Consider the following 16,461-nt stretch of genomic DNA (forward strand, 5'->3'; position numbering starts at 1 on the left):
GGTCTCAGCTGTATAATATTATTGTGCCGGGTTATTTGTATCGTGCTTGCCGCATTACAGGAAGTTGGAGAGTTGGTGCAAGCGAGAACAGCCCGGGCAAGTGCTTATGCCGCTACGGCTGCGCAAGCCTCGATCGTAATCTCAAGCGAAGTCTCGCGCTCCGCCGGATCGTAGGTCGATCCGCACAAGATGATCTCGTCCGCCGCAGTGCGCTTGATGAAGCGCTCGATCTCATCCCTCACTGTCGTGCGGCTTCCGACTGCCGAGGCCTGACCCACATGGTCTAGCATAGCGCGGTGAGGTGCGGGCAACGTCGAGGGATAGTCCGCGATAGGAGGCTGAAGTTTGCCGGGATTGCCGCTGCGCAGCGCAACGAAGGCCTGCTGCTGGCTGGATGCAATGGTCCGGGCTTCCTCATCCGTATCGGCGGCAAAAACATTCATCGCGACCATGACACGCGGCTCGCTCAGGGCATCGGAAGGCTGAAAATTGCGTCGATACAAATCGAGCGCTTCGTCGAGATGATCAGGTGCGAAGTGCGCGGCGAATGCATACGGCATGCCCAGTCTGGCGGCCAGTTGCGCACCAAACAGGCTCGAACCCAGCATCCAGAATTCGACCGATGCGCCAAGGCCTGGCGTGGCCTTTACCGGTAATTCAACATCGCCTGTCAGCAACGCGCGCAGCTCCACCACATCCTGAGGGAAATATTCGGAAGCCTGTTGAAGATTCTTGCGCAGCGCGCGCTGGAGCTCGGGGCCTGCGCCGGGCGCTCTGCCAAGGCCAAGGTCGATGCGACCGGGGAACAATGCGTCGAGTGTCCCAAACTGTTCGGCGATCTGGAAAGGCGTGTGATTGGGAAGCATGATCCCGCCCGAGCCTATGCGGATGTGGCGGGTGGCGTTGCCGATATGCGCGAGCACGACAGAGGTTGCCCCGCCCGCGATCCCTTCCATCGCATGATGCTCCGCAACCCAGAACCTTTTGCAGCCCAATTCTTCCGCCTTGCGACCGAGCGAGGTGCTCGCTTGCAACGCCTCCCCTACGCTTCCGCCCTCGCGGACTGGCACAAGGTCAAGCACGGAAAATTCGGTCATGATGGCTCCTGCGGCGAAGTGGCTGTCGGCGGCGGGCCCAGCTGCGACAGGTAGTCCTGCGCGGACAAAGCCGCCGGATCACCGGGCGCGATATCGATGACCGATTGCCAGCTTGCCCGTGCCGCTTCGTCTCTGCCTGCAAGGACCGCGATGACTCCCGCTTCCAGACCGATCTGCGGATCGGTGGGGGCAATCTGTCCCGCGCGCTCAATCGCGAGCTGCGCCTCGTCAAGCCGCTCCAGACGACGCAGCAGGGTTGCCTTGAGCAGCCAGCCCTCGGCCCTGTCGGGTGATAACGTGATCGCGGTTTCAAGCTCGGCGAGCGCTGCATCGCTTTCGCCAAGCTCAACGAGTGTCCTCGCAAGGTCGGTCGCGGCGATAGACTGCAATTCAGCAGAAGCAGAGATTTGCGCGTCGCGTTTGGCTGCTTCCAGGATCGCTCTTGCGCCGCCGATATCGCCGCTCGCCAGCGCTGCATTGCCTGCCATCGTCCCGAAACGTGCGCGCGCGCTCATCTCCTCGTCAGGCGTTTCGTCACGGGCGGCTTTGAATGCGGTGATCGCATCGTTCCATAAAGACAATTCGGTTGCGGCCAGACCAAGGCAATGATTGGCGAGGATGCGATTGGTTGACGTGGTTTCATTGCGCCGCAATTGAGCAAGCGTGTGCGCGCGTGCGGGATCTACGGTGACTTGCTCAAGGCACGCTGCGAGCCAAGCGCTTTCGGGCGATTGCGCTGCACTCTCTTCGCCAGGACGAGGGGGCCGGTTGAGCAATTCATCAGGTACACCGGGCAATGCCCCGGCATTGGGATTCGGCCCGACTTGAAGCGCGAGAACGAGGAGTGAGGGAAGTAATGCCACTTTATGCCTGTCCGTTAATAGAAACCGTCAACCTGTGCCTTCAGCAGCGCGATATCGGTTTCGCGCGAAAGCCGGTGGTCACCGTCCTTGATCAGGCAAAGCTGTACCTCGTCCGAACGTAGCGCTGCGGCGAGTTTGACGCTCGTCTCCCACGGCACGTCTTGGTCACGTTGGCCATGGAGCAGGCGGACAGGGCAGTCGATGGCGATCTCGCTGTCGAGCCTCAGCAATTGCTCGGCATCGGCGAAGAAGCCGGGATGGGTCGGTGTTGGTTCGGGGCCATAGGGATTATCTTCGTAGACGATCCCGCCGCGGGAGAGCGTTTCGCGCTGATCGGGTGAATAGCCCCAACGGGTGAAATCCGGCGCGGCTGCTATGCCGATCATGCCGACAAGGCGCCTCCCCAGCGCCTCGCCAACCAGAAGCATGAGCCACCCGCCCATGGATGAGCCGACGAGAAGCACATCCCCACCAACATATGCTTCAATCAGCGCCAACACTTCGTCCCGCCACCTGGACAACGTGCCATCGGCGAACGCACCGTCACTTTGGCCGCAACCGGAATAGTCGAGAAGAAGAGCCGCGCGACCGGCGTCTTGCGCCTCTTCAAAAAGCGCGCTCGCCTTGCCGCCCGACATGTCCGACATATAGCCGGGCAGAAAGACGAGCGTTGGCCCTTCGCCGGGACAGAATCGATAAGCGATGCGTCTGCCATCGGGCATTTCGTGAAACTGGGTGTCGGTCATTGCGGGAGCTTCATGCCCTTTTAGACGGGTTTGGCGCAATAGGTGTCACAGTGACGAAAGAACTGCGCTATAACGCAAAGCGCATGATCAAGACCGAACCCGCTGGACAGCCCGCTCGCCCGACCGATCAATCCGCCATGGCAGTCTCGCGCCGCGGCATTTTCGCGCTTGCTGGCGCAACGGCGGCGATTGCGGCCACACCGGCGACAGCGCGAACATTCGGGACAGGGTTCACGCATTCTGTGGCGAGCGGCGAACCGCAATCCGACAGCGTCCTTTTGTGGACGCGCTACGTCGGAGACGCTGAAACCAGGCTCGAGTGGCAGGTTAGCGAGGCTGCCGACTTTTCAAACGTAGCAGCCGAAGGGCAGGTCACGGCCAGCCCCGATCGCGACTTCTGTGCCAAGGCAATGGCGAGCGGCCTTGCCCAAGACCGGTGGTATTTCTACCGCTTTGTTGCGCCCGACGGCTCGATGTCGCCGGTCGGTCGCACGCGCACTTTGCCGCAAGGGCCGACGCCCTCCTTCAAGCTTGCAGTTTTCTCTTGCTCGAATTTCGGGTTCGGCTGGTTCAATGCCTATGCGCATGCCGCCGAAGCGAATGATTGCGACCTCGCAGTGCATCTCGGCGACTATATCTACGAATATGGCGGCGGGACTTACCCCGATGCGAGTAATCGCCACCCCGAGCGCAGCCTGATGCCCGAGACCGAGATTGTCGCGCTGGCCGATTACCGGCTGCGCTACGCGACTTATCGCAAGGATCCCGACTTGCAGCGGCTGCACCAGGTCCTTCCGATGATCGCTGTCTGGGACGATCACGAGAGCACTAACGACAGTTGGAAAGATGGCGCTCAAAACCATCAGCCGGAAACTGAAGGCGAGTGGTCGGTTCGCAAGGCCGTGGCGAAGCGCGTCTATCGCGAATGGATGCCTGTCTCGGATGAGCCGTATGGCGCATACGATATCGGCGACCTTGCGACCCTGTTCCGACTCGATACCCGGCTCGAAGGGCGCGAGGAACAGTTCAGCATCGGCAAGGTAATCGAAGGGCAGGAAGATCCGCAGGCGATGATCGCTGCGCTCGCCGCCTTCCGCGAGGCCGAGTACGCCAATCCCGAACGCCAACTGCTCGGCGCCGCTCAGGAAGAATGGCTGGCCGGAGCCCTCCAGTCTTCAAAGGCGCGCGGGGCGACGTGGCAGGTCCTTGTGCAGCAGGTTTTGATGGGCAAGCTATCCTCGCCTCGCGGAATGCTGGATCTGATCGGTGACAGCCTGCCGGAATATGCGCGCCGTCGCCTGATCGCATCGTCCCTCGCAGCCGAGGCGGGACTGCCGCTCAACATGGATGCATGGGACGGATATCCCGCCGCGCGAGACCGCGTGTTCGAAAGCGCTCTGGCGGCTGATGCAAACCTGCTCGTGCTTGCCGGTGACACGCATAATGGCTGGGCATTCAACCTCGGTCATGCGAATGAGAATGTGGGCGTGGAGATCGGTGTCTGTTCCGTCAGTTCACCAGGATTCGAAAGTTACCTGTCGGCCATACCGCCTGAAACTCTGGCTGCTGCGGTGGTTGCGACGAACAAGGAACTCCATTGGGCTGACACGTCGCAACGCGGCTATATGACCGTCGAACTGACGCCCGGCGCAGCAACGACCGAGTACCGCTTTGTCTCGGGCATCCGTCAACGCTCAACCCAGCTGGCTGGAACCAAACGCATCACCACGCAGGCTGGCAGCAATACGATAACTGGCTGATTTGGAACCAACTGCGCGCCTCCCTGTAAGCTAATGCAGAAGGAGACATGCAATGCTTGGCAAGATTATCGGAGCCGTCGCAGGCGGCAAGATCGCGAAACAAACCAGCGGGATCGGCGGAACCACGGGGGCGATGCTGGGCGCAGCGGCACCTTTCGTGCTCAGCCGACTGACCATTCCCGGCATGGTCGCGCTGGGCGTAGGCGGCTACGTCGTCAACAAGATGCTCAAAAAGACCAAGGGCGATGAGGAACTGCCTCAGCCCGAAAACGACACCGCGCCCGTCGCGAGCGTTCCGCAACCTGCGGCTGCTTGAACGACACGGTTCAAACAAAGATAAAAATGGGGGCGGCAATCGATTTGCCGCCCCCTTTTTTGCGTTCAATCCCGGCTGAATATCTGCTCGATCGGAAGACCGAACACCTCCGAGATGTTGAATGCCAGCGGGAGCGACGGGTCATATCTTCCCTTTTCAATGGCATTCACGCTCTGCCGACTTACACCGAGCCGGTCGGCAAGATCTTGTTGGCTCCAGTCCCGCTCGGCACGAAGGACCTTGAGGCGATTGTTCATCGAATCTCACCGAATGTGCCGTATTTGAGCTTGTTCGCGACCGCGCCGATGGCGATGCCAACACACCAGAGCGTGGGCCACCAGAACGCAGCCACAGGTTCGACGATCTTGTAGGTTTCAAGGAAACCCCACACTGCGGCGAGCGTGAACGCGACGCCCGTCGCGATCAAGCCCTGCCGGACGTAGAGCATGCGATAGAACTCGTCTTGCTCCTCGACGATGAGGGCTCCGAAAATCCAGATCACGCCAGCGAAGGACAGGCCCGGGAGCAGCGCGAGGAGCACTGCGAGCGGTCCTGTGACCCCCATATCCTCGATGAAATGCTCGGCCATGAAAAGCGTGATGAGATAGAACGCCATCGTGATCGCAAGCCGCGTGAGGTAGCGTTTTGCAGCGGGACCATTGCGCGATGCACCGCGCAGGGATCGCACAAAGGCGAAGACCATCAGGCTAACCGGTACGATCGCGAGAATGTAAGCGGTCGTGGTGTTGATAGCGTCGGACTTCCAGAGGAATAGCAAGCCGAGCGCGCTGATCACAGACGAGACCGCTGCGACAAGGCACCGGTTTACTGACTTGCTTTCTATCTGGGTCATTCGTCGCCCCCTTGCCACCGTTCGCTCTTCGCAATCACGACCTGACCGATGCCTAGGCCGATGGCAAAGATGGGGACGACCCACCATGCCCACACGTGTGGTGCGACACCGAACGTTTCCATGAAGCCCCATACGGTTCCTGCAACCAGCACGAAGCCGAGGCCAATCATGGCCGACAGGCTGGCGCGGTGGCGTAGATACTCGTCCGTTTCATCGGTCAGATAACGCGCCATCGCCCACACCATGCCGAGCGCTGGGACCGTCGGCAGGAGCGCAGCCAGAAACGCGAGCGGCTTGCTAAGCTCAACGTTGTTGTAGAGCCATACCCCGGACAACATCCCCACGACGTAAGCCATGCTCGCGGCCAGCATCCGGTTATTGTAGTTCCGCAAGGCTTCGCTGCCATATACGTTTACGTCGACAGGGTTTCTGATGGTTCGAATCATCTGGATGCCGAAGACGAGCGGTACGATCATGAGCGCGGCGGCAAGTCCGGTCCCTATCGCGCCAGCGGAGGCCAGCGCGAAGATCGGAGCAGCGGCGCCGATGGTCAGGCCCATCCATGGCCCGGGCGTACGCCAGGCATTTCCCTGTAGCTGCGTCACAGCAGACAGCTCCGTCCACATCCCAGATCGCCGCTTAGTGAGCCCCAAGCTGCTCCCGTCAATCCGCTGACGACGCCGAATGACGCGGCGGTGTTCAGGTCAATTCCAACGCAGATAAGCGCCGCAGAGATGATGATCGCTGCCCATAGGAGAGATTTTGATTGCTGGGTCATTGGTAAAGCTCCCTTTCAACTATGGAAAGGACACTTGTCATTGATTCGCGTAAATGTCAAGCTCCCTTTCCAAAGTGGAGCGGAGGCTTTCCGTTCTGCCTCAAGCGGAAACTGGCGTAATGACATTGCAACCATGGATCGCTATCTAGTCCGACATGGCCAAGCAGCTGACCACCACTACCACCACGACAACCTCGGTTTTCCGGGGGCGGTCGCGGCTGGGCTAGGTCCAGCGCTTTCGCCACCCGGTTTCGGGTGGCGCGGTGTCCTCCCGAAATCGCGAAAGAACTGGCACACCGCCCTTCCGGTGCGCGCCTGCTTGTGGCAGGGCGCGGCGAAACGAGACGGATTTGAAGAATGACCGAATTGCTCAAGATCAGCCTGCCCGATGGATCGGTGCGCGAAATGGAAGCTGGCTCGACGCCTGCCGACGTGGCCGCCGCGATTGGGCCAGGCCTCGCTAAGGCTGCGATTGCCGCGCGCGTAAACGGCGAGGTGCGCGACATCAATCGACCGTTCGACTGCGACAGCGAACTTGCGCTCATCACCTCGAAGGATGAGGCGGACGCGCTTGAACTTGCGCGCCACGATTTCGCGCACATCCTGGCCGAAGCGGTCCAGGCGCTTTATCCGGGCACGCAGATCACCTTCGGTCCTGCGACCGACGATGGCTTCTATTACGATGTCATGGCCCCGCCTTCGCGCGAGCCGTTCAGCATGGATGATCTCCCCGCGATCGAGGAAAAGATGCGCGAGATCATCAGGGCCGACAAGCCATTGAGGCGAGAGGTCTGGTCGCGCCAGCAGCTGATCGACAAATGGGAAACGGAGGGCGAGGCGTTCAAGGCCGAGTGGGCCAGGGAACTGCCCGAAAACGAGGAACTGACGGTCTACTGGTCGGGCGATGACTGGCTCGACATGTGCCGCGGTCCCCACCTTGCCTCCACCGGCAAGCTCGACCCCCAGGCGTTCAAGCTGATGCGGGTTGCAGGCGCTTACTGGCGCGGCGATCAGCGCAATGCGCAATTGACGCGCATTTACGGCACCGGCTGGCTTAACAAAAAACAGCTCAACCAGCACCTCATGCGGCTTGAGGAAGCGGCCAAGCGCGACCACCGCAAGCTCGGCCGCGAAATGGACCTGTTCCACCTCCAGGAAGAGGCGCATGGCAGCGTCTTCTGGCACCCCAAGGGCTATCGCATCTGGCGCGAGCTTGAGGCCTATATGCGCCGCAAGATGGACGGCGCAGGCTATCGCGAGATCAAGACGCCGCAGCTGATGGATGTACGCCAGTGGACCGCCTCGGGCCACTGGGGCAAGTATGCCGAGAACATGTTCGCAGTCCCCGACATCGTGCCTGAGGTCGACGATACGGGCGCGGCGGCGGAGGCTCCCAAGGTCGCCGACGATGCGGAGTGGATGGCGATCAAGCCGATGAACTGCCCGGCGCACGTTCTCGTCTTCAAGCAGGGCATCACGTCTTATCGCGACCTGCCGATCCGCCTTGGCGAAATGGGCTGCTGCCACCGCAACGAGCCGCATGGTGCGCTCCACGGGCTGATGCGCGTGCGCCAGTTCACGCAGGACGATGCGCACATCTTCTGCACCGAGGATCAGGTGGTTGAAGAGGTCCGCTCCTTCTGCAAGCTGGCCGCCGACGTTTACAAGGACTTCGGCTTCACCTTCGCGATCAAGCTCGCACTGCGCCCGGAGAAGCGGCTCGGTTCCGACGAGGACTGGGACAAGGCCGAGCAGGAACTCCGCGATGCCGTGCGTGAAGCCGGTATGATGAACGAGGAATATGGCTGGGAGGAACTCCCTGGCGAAGGCGCGTTTTATGCGCCCAAGCTCGAATGGCACCTCACCGACGCAATCGGGCGGACCTGGCAGGTCGGCACGATCCAGGGCGACCGCGTGCTGCCCGACCGGCTCGATGCGACTTACGTGGGCGAGGACGGCGAAAAGCACCGCCCGGTGATGCTCCACCGCGCGATCTTCGGTTCCTATGAGCGCTTCATCGGCATTCTGATCGAACACTATGCCGGCCGCCTGCCGAGCTGGCTTTCGCCGATACAGGCGGTGGTCGCAACCATCGTCTCGGACGCGGACGACTACGCGAACGAGGCGGTAGCCAAGCTGCAGGCGGCGGGCATCCGGGTCGAGGCCGATACGCGCAACGAGAAGATCAACTACAAGGTTCGCGAGCATTCGCTTGCCAAGGTTCCGCACCTGCTGGTCGTCGGCAAGCGTGAGGCCGAGGAAGGCACCGTTGCTATCCGCACTCTCGGCGAGAAAGAACAGCGCGTCATGAGCCTCGATGAAGCCATCGCGATGTTGACCGAGGCTGCGACCCCACCCGATCTGCGCGACTAGGTCTTGGAGCTGATCGCGGAATTTCTGGCCGGCTTTACCTCGGTCCAGATCGCGATCGCCGTCGCGGCGACGCTTGGAGCGGCATTCATTCGCGGGCTGACGGGGTTTGGCTTTGGCATATTGCTTGTGCCGATCCTCGCTCTCGCTTTGACGCCGGTGCAGGCGGTGCTGGCGATCAACATCATGGCAGGGCTGCTTGCGCTGACCGAGATCCGGCTGATCCTGCGAGAGGCCGAGCGCTCGGCGCTCACCATCGGGGTGCTGGTGGTGCTGTTCACCGCGCCCGGCCTGCTGGCGCTTGATGCAACGCCTCAGGACATCGCGCGGCTGCTGATTGCACTGATCGCGCTTTCCGCATTCTTCGCAATCCTGCTGCCCAAACGCGGGGCGCAGGCGCCGGGTCCGGTGACAACCGGGGCGGTGGGCATATCGGCAGGACTGCTCACAGGTTTTGCGGCCATGCCCGGCCCACCGGTCGTTCCCTATTTTGTCGGAAGAGACATCCCGCGCATGACGGCCAAAGCCTCAATGATCGGCATCTTCGGCCTCGCGGCGCTGGCCGGCATCGGATCGGGGGCAGCGATAGGGGTGCTTGAATGGCGCACCATTGCTCTTGGCCTCGTGCTGTTCCCGCTCGTGCTGTTGGGCAACTGGGTAGGCAGCCTCGCTTTCGGCAAGGTCAGCGATCCGGTCTGGCGTGCCTGTGTGGGCGTGGTGCTGGGGGCCGCAGCCCTCGCTGCGCTGATCAAGCTGATCTAGACGCAAGCATGTTCGGTTTTTCTCCCGAAGCGATCATCGTAGCTCTCGTCGCAGCCACAGCGGCGGGATTTGTGCGCGGACTTGCAGGATTTGGCCTCTCGGTCATCCTCGTTCCGGTGCTGCAACTGGCGATCGCTCCATCCTCCGCAGTCCTGGTCGGGATCGTCTCCTTGTTTCTGATCGGGCTCACCGACATTGGCCGTATCCGCAGAGATGCCGATCCCTCGGCTGTGCCCATCACGCTGATCGCCCTTGCATCCATGCCGCTGGGCCTTTGGGCTCTGGTCGCCTTGCCGCCTGACTGGGCGCGAGTGATGATCGCGGCGGTGTCGCTCGGTGCATTTGTCCTTGTGATCGTTCCGCTCGGCACCGTCGTTTTGCCGCGCAGGCCAGCGATGGCTATCTCCGGTCTGGCGACAGGGTTCTTCGGAGGGTTCGCAGGCATGCCCGGTCCGGGGATGGCACCGTTCTACTTGAGAGGTCGGCTCGAGCCAGCGAGCGCGCGTGCCTCCATGATGGCGATATTCGTCGTGCTGACCCCGCTATCTGCGGTCTTCTTCATTGTGCTTGGTATCGGTTCGTGGCGCGAAGCGGCCTTTGCACTCGCACTCTTTCCTGCTGTCCTCATCGGCGACTGGCTGGGTCACAAGGCCTATGGACGCGTGACCGCGCGCCAATGGCAGGTATCAACAGCGCTGGTGCTGGGAGCAGCCGCGTTCGGTGCGGGCTGGAAGCTTCTTTAGAAGGGAAGCGCCCGTCCGGCGAAAATAAGCGCCGCACCGCAGCTGAGCACGATCGCGCTGCTCAGCGCATCAGCCTTACGGCGGCGCGCTTCTGCGAAAGCATTACGGGTGATGGCAACGGCTTTACTCATAAGGCGCAAGGATCGCGCAAAAATCCTAACGCCGCGTTAAGTGCTCTTTTCAGGCCGGCATTTGCTGGCTGGCGCAGTGAAAGCCGCCGCCGCCCGCGAGCACGGCACCCCCTGGCAGGCCGATGGTTTCGCGATCGGGAAACAGCGCGGCAATCGCGGCAACGCCATCCTCGTCATGGGGCGAGCCAAAAGTCGGGACCACGACGAGATGTGATGTGATTGCAAAGTTCACGTAGCTGGCAGGTTCAATCATGCTATCGCGCTCAATCCGGCCCGGGGAGGGGATTGTCACGACTTCAACGCCGAATTCCTCCGCACGCGCTTTGGCATCGGCATAGATTGCCGCGTTCGGATCATCCTCGCCAGTCGCTCGCGGGACGACCAGGCGATTGGGTGCGACAAACCGCGCAAGATTGTCGACATGTCCATCGGTGTGGTCGCACCGCAAGCCATCTCCAAGCCAAAGCACCCTATCGAAACCGAGCATCACGTTCAGCTCTGCTTCGATTTCCGCGCGCGTCATTTTGCGGTTGCGGTTGGGGTTGAGCAGGCATTGTTCAGTCGTGGCGACCAGTCCGGTGCCGTCGCCATCCAACGCCCCGCCTTCAAGAACCATGGTCGAATTTCTGACCGCAAGCCCAGCATCCCGCGCCAATTCCTCGCCTATGGTTCGGTCACCTGGCATCAGGTATTTGCCGCCCCAGCCGTTAAAGCCGAACCTTACCGCCGACCGGGCACCCTCGTCCGCAACGATCAGCGGACCCGTATCGCGCAGCCAGATATCGCCATAGGTCCGCCGTTCAAGCGTGACCTTGTCGGTCACGAGCCACCTTGCGCGTGCTTCGTTGTCGGCATCGCGAACCAGCAGGCGAACCTCCTGCCCGCTCTCGGCAACCGCATTCGCAAAGGCAGCGATCTGCTCCTGCGCAGGGACAAGCCAGCCCGGCCATTCCTCTGCGAGGTGCGGAAAGCCGATCCACAGCCATTCCTGCGGCGCCCATTCAGGAGGCATCAGAAAAGCCATGAACCGACCTTGATCTTCAGCAACCGCTATCCGCGCTGGCGCAGCTTTCATCGCGGATTGCCCGGAATTCGTCGCCATCGTTCCAGTTCGGCCAGCTGGTGCTCATCGCCATCATCCGGCCAATTCGATAGAACAGTTGAAGGTCCTGCATCACGCCCGACCAGTCCCAGTTTTCGTCGAACTCGTCCTTTGGCCCGTGATAGCGGTTGGCGCGGTATTCTTCCGCCAACGCAGCGCCGGCTTCGCGGCCACCTTCGACCAGGTCCTCGCCGCCATCGACATAGAGCATGGGAACGCCCTCCTTGGCGAAGGCAAAGTGGTCTGAGCGATAGTAATAGCCTGCCTCAGGGTTCGGGTTGGGCGTGGGCGTGCGGCCGTCGGCTTCGAGTGCGGCGTTGAGGAACTCGTCAAGCTGCGATTTGCCGGGACCGACCACGGTCACATCTTGCGATGGCCCTGCGACGAGAAACGCGTCCATGTTGATGCCGCCAACGGTCTGGTCGAGCGGGAAGACGGGGTTTGCGGCATAGTAATATGCGCCGAGCAGACCCGATTCTTCCGCAGTTACCGCGAGGAAGACCAGACTGCGACGAGGCGCGCCCGCTTTAACATGCGCTTCCGCCAGCGCGACGAGAGCCGCGGTTCCGGTCGCATTATCGACCGCTCCGTTGCAGATGTCGTCGCCATCAGGCGCTGGTGTGCAGCGACCAAGATGGTCCCAGTGCGCGGTGTGGATGATGTATTCATCGGGAGCCTCGAGACCGGGCAGCACGCCGATCACGTTCTGCGAGCTAAAGGTGCGGAAATCGTTCTCGAAGCTGGTCGAGGCAGTCATGCCAAGTTCGACCGCCTGGAAATCCTCGGTCTTGGCGGCTGCCGACAGCTCGTCGAGATCCTGTCCCGCTGCCGCAAGGATTTCGCGCGCAACATCTTTCTGGACCCAGCCATTCATCTTGGTGAGCGGCGGCGGGTTGTCGCCGCGCGCGGCATAGGCCTGCGGGCCAGACCACGAGCTTTCGACCACGTTCCAGCCATAGCTTGCCGGTTCGGTATCGTGGACGATGATCGCAGCGGCAGCGCCCTGCCTAGCGGCCTCTTCATACTTGTAGGTCCAGCGCCCGTAAAACGTCATCGCGCGGCCGTTGAAAGTGCCTTCGAGCCCCTCGGTCTCGTAGTCCGGGTCGTTGACGAGGATCACCACGGTCTTGCCGGTGACGTCGACGCCTTCATAATCGTTCCAGCCACGCTCTGGCGCGTTGATGCCGTATCCCACGAACACCATCTCGCTGTTGGCCAGCTGCGTGCGCGCTTCCTCCTGATAGGTCACGCCGACCCATTCCGAGCCAAAATCATAGACCAGATCCGTCTCGCCATTGGTGATGGTGAGCGGGGCGAAGTTCTTGCCCGTAATCTCAATCAGCGGGACTTCCTGCACCCAGCTGTCTCCGTTGCCCGGCTGAAGGCCTGCGGCTTCGAAACGCTCGGTCAGCAGTGCGACGGTCAGTTCCTCGCCCTTGGTGCCCGGCATGCGGCCTTCGAATTCATCGCTTGAAAGTTCGCGGGTGATGTCGACCATGGTGGCCTGTGAAAGCTCGCCGGCTTCCACCTCGGGAATGTCGAGCGAAGGTGCTTCCTCGCCGGTGCCCATCATCGCATCGCATCCCGCGAGCGCGAGCGCGGCGGCGCCAAGCGCCATTGCGCGTCTAATCATCGAATCTTCCTCTCTCGCATCCGATTATGTGTCTGTGAGGGCGGCTTGTCGCAGAGCAGGCGCTGGCTCGCAAGCGGCTTGCGCGCAGGTCCATGCATCGCCAAAGACTTGGCGCATGGCAGAGCCCGACTGGTACGGAGCGCTTGAGCGCGCGCGCGAATTTGCGCCGTTTCTGGCGCGCTCGCTCGTCCGCCAGATAGAGCTAGCGGATCTGCTGGCCGAAGGGCGGGGCGACGCGGCGCTGGACTGGTCTCGCGGGCGCGGCGATCACGAAGACATTGATATCGCCCTTCGTCGCCACAGGCTTGGTCTCGCGACAACGTTAGCGATCGGCGACCTTGCAGGCGCATTCTCGCTCGCGCAGGTTGTAACCGAGCTCAGCGGGTTTGCCGATTACGCGCTCGACGCAGCGATCCATGCAGCCATCGCCGAGCGCACTGGGGCAAAACGCGCTGACGGAATGATAGGCCTGGCGCTGGGCAAACAGGGCGCGCGCGAGCTCAACTATTCCTCAGACATCGACCCGATCCTGCTTTACGATCCGCAAACGCTTCCGCGCCGCGAGAGCGACGATCCCGGCGAGGTCGCGCAAAGATACGCTCGCCGGATCATCAAGATCTTGTCGCAAAACACCGCCGAAGGGTACGTCTTGCGGGTCGACCTCAGGCTCCGGCCCGCAGCCGAGATCAGCCCCCTCGTGGTGCCGCGCTCATCGGCGCTTACGCACTACCACGGGCAGGCGCTGGCGTGGGAGCGGGCTGCTTTCGTAAGGGCCCGCGCGGCTGCTGGCGATGTGGAGGCTGGTCGCGCGTTTCTCACGGAGATCGCACCCTTTGTCTGGCGACAGGGCCTAGACTTCGGGGCCATTCAGGAAATCCGCGACCTGACACTGCGTATCCGGCAAAGCCACGATGGACCAAGACGCCCCGGCCCCGGCTTCGATCTGAAACGCGGTCGCGGGGGCATTCGCGAGATCGAGTTCTTCGCTCAGACACATCAGCTCATCCATGGTGGCCGCGACACCTCGTTGAGGGTCAGGGGAACGCGAGAGGCGCTCGATGCGCTTGCTCAGGCGGGCCGTATCGACAACGACCATGCGCAGGTTCTGGGGGAAGGCTATGACCGACTTCGCGTGATCGAGCACCGATTGCAGATGTTGAACGATCGCCAGACCCACTCTCTTCCCGACGGTGCGGCGCTCGACAACGTCGCCCGGCTCGATGGAATGCGAAGCGCCGCCGATCTGGTCGAAGAGCTAACCGAGCTCACGCAGCGAACCGGGGCTGTCTATGATGAGCTTATCGGCGAGGAGAAGCGTTCGGTCCCCGTCCCCCCTGCGCCAAGCGAGCGCGCCGACGAATTGGCCCGGCTCGGCTTCGACAACCCGGAAAGCCTCGCTGCGCGGATCGAGGAATGGCGCGATGGCCGATATGCCGCGATCCGAAGCCCACAGGCGCTTGAGGCGTTCGATCGGATGCTGCCCGGCCTGCTGGAGGAAATCGCGAAGAGCGATGACCCCGAACGCGCGCTCGCTCGGTGGCAGGGTATTCTTGAGCGCACGACCTCCGCGATAAGGTTGTTTCACTTGCTGGCGGCGGAACCCGACATGCTCGGTCGTCTGGTTGCAGCCCTGACACTCTCGCCAACGCTCGCAGATGAATTGGCAAGGCGGCCCGAAACGCTAGATGTCCTGATCGATCGCGAGGCGATCCGGTTCGACAATGTCTTTGCAGAAACGCTCGAAGAAATGCGCAAGGGGCCAGAGCGCGATGACTACGAATCGCAGCTCGACTGCATCAGGCACAAAACCAGCGAGGCGCGCTTTACGCTTGGAGTGGGGCTGGTCACTGCGCAATACAAGCCGTCGCAGATCGGTGCGGCGCTTTCGCAAACCGCAGAAGCCGCGATCCATGTCGCCCGCGAAGCAGCGATGCGCGAATTTGCCCGGAAGCACGGCACCATCGAAAACAGCGAGCTGGTGATCGTCGGGCTTGGAAGGCTAGGGGGCGGGGCGCTGACCCATGCCTCGGATCTCGACATGATCTACCTGTTCACCGGAGAGTTTTCCGATCAGTCGGACGGGCCGAAACCACTTGGAGCAACGCTGTATTACAATCGCCTCGCCAGCCGGGTAAGCGCTGCGCTTTCTGTACCGACAGCGCAGGGCGTTCTGTACGAAGTCGACACGCGCCTGCGTCCGCAGGGCAAACAGGGCCCGCTTGCGGTCTCGGTCGAGGCTTTCGCCAAGTACCAACGCGAAAATGCCTGGACATGGGAGCATATGGCAATCAACCGCGCCCGGGTTCTTGCAGGGTCGGACGGTGCGCGTGCGCAGGTCGAAGCGGTTATTGCCGAGGTGCAATGCAAGGAGCGCGATCCCTCGGATCTTCGAAATGACGTACTCGGGATGCGTGCGGATATTGCCAAGCACAAACCGGCTCGCGGAGAACTTGACGTCAAGCTGCTGCGGGGCGGCCTGGTGGATGTCGAATTTCTCGTCCATTTCCTGCAACTGCGCCACGCAGCCAAGCTAGCAGGCGGCAATCCGCAGATGCTCGCGCCTGACTTTGCCAAGGCGATCCCTGCCCTGACGCAAGCCGGCCTAGTCGATGAGGCGCTGTGGCCCTCCTATGACCTTATGACCGACCTGCTGGTGGCAGGGCGTCTGCTGGCGCCCGAAGGATCGAAACCGCCACCTGCCGCGGCAAAAGCGCTTGCACGAGCGTGTCAGTGCGATAGCTACGCGGATCTCGTAGCCCGGCTCAATCAGGCGCGCGCAACCGTCGCGAAATGCTGGGCGCAAAGTTTCGAACAGATATTGGAGCTGGATTGATGAGCGATTTACCCCAGGCAGGCGATGCAATGCCCGATATCGAAATGGGCACTCCCGATGGTGGCACGGTCAAACCGTCCGATTTCAAGGGCAAGAAACTGGTCGTGTTCTTCTACCCGAAGGACAACACGCCGGGCTGCACCACCGAAGCAAAGGACTTCACGGCGCTAAAGAGCGAGTTTGACGCGGCTGGTGTCGAACTGCTCGGCGTCAGCAAGGATTCGGCCAAGAAGCACCAGAACTTCATCGCGAAACATGACCTTAAGACGCCGCTGGCGACCGATGCCGAAGAGGATGGTCTGTCCGACGCGCTTGGTATCTGGACCGAGAAGCAGATGTACGGGAAGACCTATATGGGCATGGTGCGCACCACCTATCTCGTCGGCACTGACGGCACGATTGCGCAGGTCTGGAACAAGGTGAAGGTCAAAGGTCACGCCGAGGAAGTGCTGGCCGCTGCCAAGGCGCTCTAGG

General features: G+C 61.7%; 15 protein-coding genes. 7 read left to right on the top strand and 8 right to left on the bottom strand.

What is annotated here, in order from left to right; translation table 11 throughout:
* Positions 1 to 104 precede the first annotated feature (104 nt).
* From CD351_RS02740 to CD351_RS02750, 3 genes are read right to left on the bottom strand one after another with little or no spacing between them, the layout of a single operon-like run.
* Positions 105 to 1,097 (bottom strand): LLM class flavin-dependent oxidoreductase, encoded by a 993-nt coding sequence (locus CD351_RS02740; protein WP_111991199.1) that lies wholly within the window; start codon positions 1,095 to 1,097, stop codon positions 105 to 107.
* Positions 1,094 to 1,960, bottom strand: a complete 867-nt coding sequence (locus CD351_RS02745; protein ID WP_111991200.1) for a tetratricopeptide repeat protein — start codon at positions 1,958 to 1,960, stop codon at positions 1,094 to 1,096. Before CD351_RS02745 ends, CD351_RS02740 begins: the two co-directional genes overlap by 4 nt.
* 14 nt (positions 1,961 to 1,974) lie before the next feature.
* Complete coding sequence (locus CD351_RS02750) at positions 1,975 to 2,706, bottom strand: alpha/beta fold hydrolase (RefSeq protein ID WP_111991201.1); 732 nt, start codon at positions 2,704 to 2,706, stop codon at positions 1,975 to 1,977.
* A gap of 83 nt (positions 2,707 to 2,789) precedes the next feature.
* On the opposite strand from CD351_RS02750, the gene CD351_RS02755 reads away from it, so the two are divergent.
* Together CD351_RS02755 and CD351_RS02760 are read left to right on the top strand one after the other, a co-directional pair.
* Positions 2,790 to 4,466, top strand: coding sequence for an alkaline phosphatase (locus CD351_RS02755; RefSeq protein ID WP_369880819.1), 1,677 nt, complete (start codon positions 2,790 to 2,792; stop codon positions 4,464 to 4,466).
* A gap of 52 nt (positions 4,467 to 4,518) precedes the next feature.
* Entirely contained in the window at positions 4,519 to 4,782 is a 264-nt protein-coding gene (locus CD351_RS02760; protein ID WP_111991203.1) for a hypothetical protein, read from the top strand.
* Positions 4,783 to 4,847: 65 nt separating this feature from the next.
* Here CD351_RS02760 and CD351_RS02765 read toward each other — a convergent pair whose 3' ends face one another.
* The 3 genes from CD351_RS02765 to CD351_RS02775 are packed head-to-tail and all read right to left on the bottom strand — an operon-like array spanning position 4,848 to position 6,240.
* On the bottom strand, positions 4,848 to 5,039 hold the full coding sequence (locus CD351_RS02765; protein ID WP_111991204.1) for a helix-turn-helix transcriptional regulator: 192 nt from the start codon (positions 5,037 to 5,039) through the stop codon (positions 4,848 to 4,850).
* Positions 5,036 to 5,635 (bottom strand): hypothetical protein, encoded by a 600-nt coding sequence (locus tag CD351_RS02770; RefSeq protein ID WP_111991205.1) that lies wholly within the window; start codon positions 5,633 to 5,635, stop codon positions 5,036 to 5,038. Before CD351_RS02770 ends, CD351_RS02765 begins: the two co-directional genes overlap by 4 nt.
* The gene (locus CD351_RS02775) at positions 5,632 to 6,240 is read right to left on the bottom strand and encodes a hypothetical protein (protein WP_162627577.1); all 609 of its coding nucleotides are present in this window, start codon (positions 6,238 to 6,240) and stop codon (positions 5,632 to 5,634) included. Before CD351_RS02775 ends, CD351_RS02770 begins: the two co-directional genes overlap by 4 nt.
* 530 nt (positions 6,241 to 6,770) lie before the next feature.
* On the opposite strand from CD351_RS02775, the gene thrS reads away from it, so the two are divergent.
* The 3 genes from thrS to CD351_RS02790 are packed head-to-tail and all read left to right on the top strand — an operon-like array spanning position 6,771 to position 10,288.
* Positions 6,771 to 8,786: a threonine--tRNA ligase gene (thrS, locus tag CD351_RS02780; RefSeq protein ID WP_111991207.1), complete on the top strand. Its 2,016-nt coding sequence runs from the start codon at positions 6,771 to 6,773 to the stop codon at positions 8,784 to 8,786.
* A 3-nt stretch (positions 8,787 to 8,789) separates the two neighbouring features.
* Positions 8,790 to 9,545: a sulfite exporter TauE/SafE family protein gene (locus tag CD351_RS02785; protein ID WP_111991208.1), complete on the top strand. Its 756-nt coding sequence runs from the start codon at positions 8,790 to 8,792 to the stop codon at positions 9,543 to 9,545.
* 8 nt (positions 9,546 to 9,553) lie between these two features.
* Positions 9,554 to 10,288, top strand: a complete 735-nt coding sequence (locus tag CD351_RS02790; protein ID WP_111991209.1) for a sulfite exporter TauE/SafE family protein — start codon at positions 9,554 to 9,556, stop codon at positions 10,286 to 10,288.
* 180 nt (positions 10,289 to 10,468) lie between these two features.
* On the opposite strand, the gene CD351_RS02795 is transcribed toward CD351_RS02790, so the two are convergent.
* On the bottom strand, positions 10,469 to 11,443 hold the full coding sequence (locus tag CD351_RS02795) for an agmatine deiminase family protein (RefSeq protein ID WP_111993555.1): 975 nt from the start codon (positions 11,441 to 11,443) through the stop codon (positions 10,469 to 10,471).
* A 16-nt stretch (positions 11,444 to 11,459) separates the two neighbouring features.
* Complete coding sequence (locus CD351_RS02800) at positions 11,460 to 13,154, bottom strand: M28 family metallopeptidase (RefSeq protein WP_174214234.1); 1,695 nt, start codon at positions 13,152 to 13,154, stop codon at positions 11,460 to 11,462.
* Between the two features lie 115 nt (positions 13,155 to 13,269).
* On the opposite strand from CD351_RS02800, the gene glnE reads away from it, so the two are divergent.
* Together glnE and CD351_RS02810 are read left to right on the top strand one after the other, a co-directional pair.
* A complete protein-coding gene (gene glnE, locus CD351_RS02805; protein ID WP_111991211.1) occupies positions 13,270 to 15,987 on the top strand; it encodes a bifunctional [glutamate--ammonia ligase]-adenylyl-L-tyrosine phosphorylase/[glutamate--ammonia-ligase] adenylyltransferase in 2,718 nt (905 codons plus the stop codon).
* On the top strand, positions 15,987 to 16,460 hold the full coding sequence (locus tag CD351_RS02810; RefSeq protein ID WP_111991212.1) for a peroxiredoxin: 474 nt from the start codon (positions 15,987 to 15,989) through the stop codon (positions 16,458 to 16,460). The genes glnE and CD351_RS02810 overlap by 1 nt, the downstream gene beginning before the upstream one ends.
* Position 16,461 lies beyond the last annotated feature (1 nt).

The organism is Erythrobacter sp. KY5 (assembly GCF_003264115.1).
Classification (GTDB): Bacteria; Pseudomonadota; Alphaproteobacteria; order Sphingomonadales; family Sphingomonadaceae; genus Erythrobacter.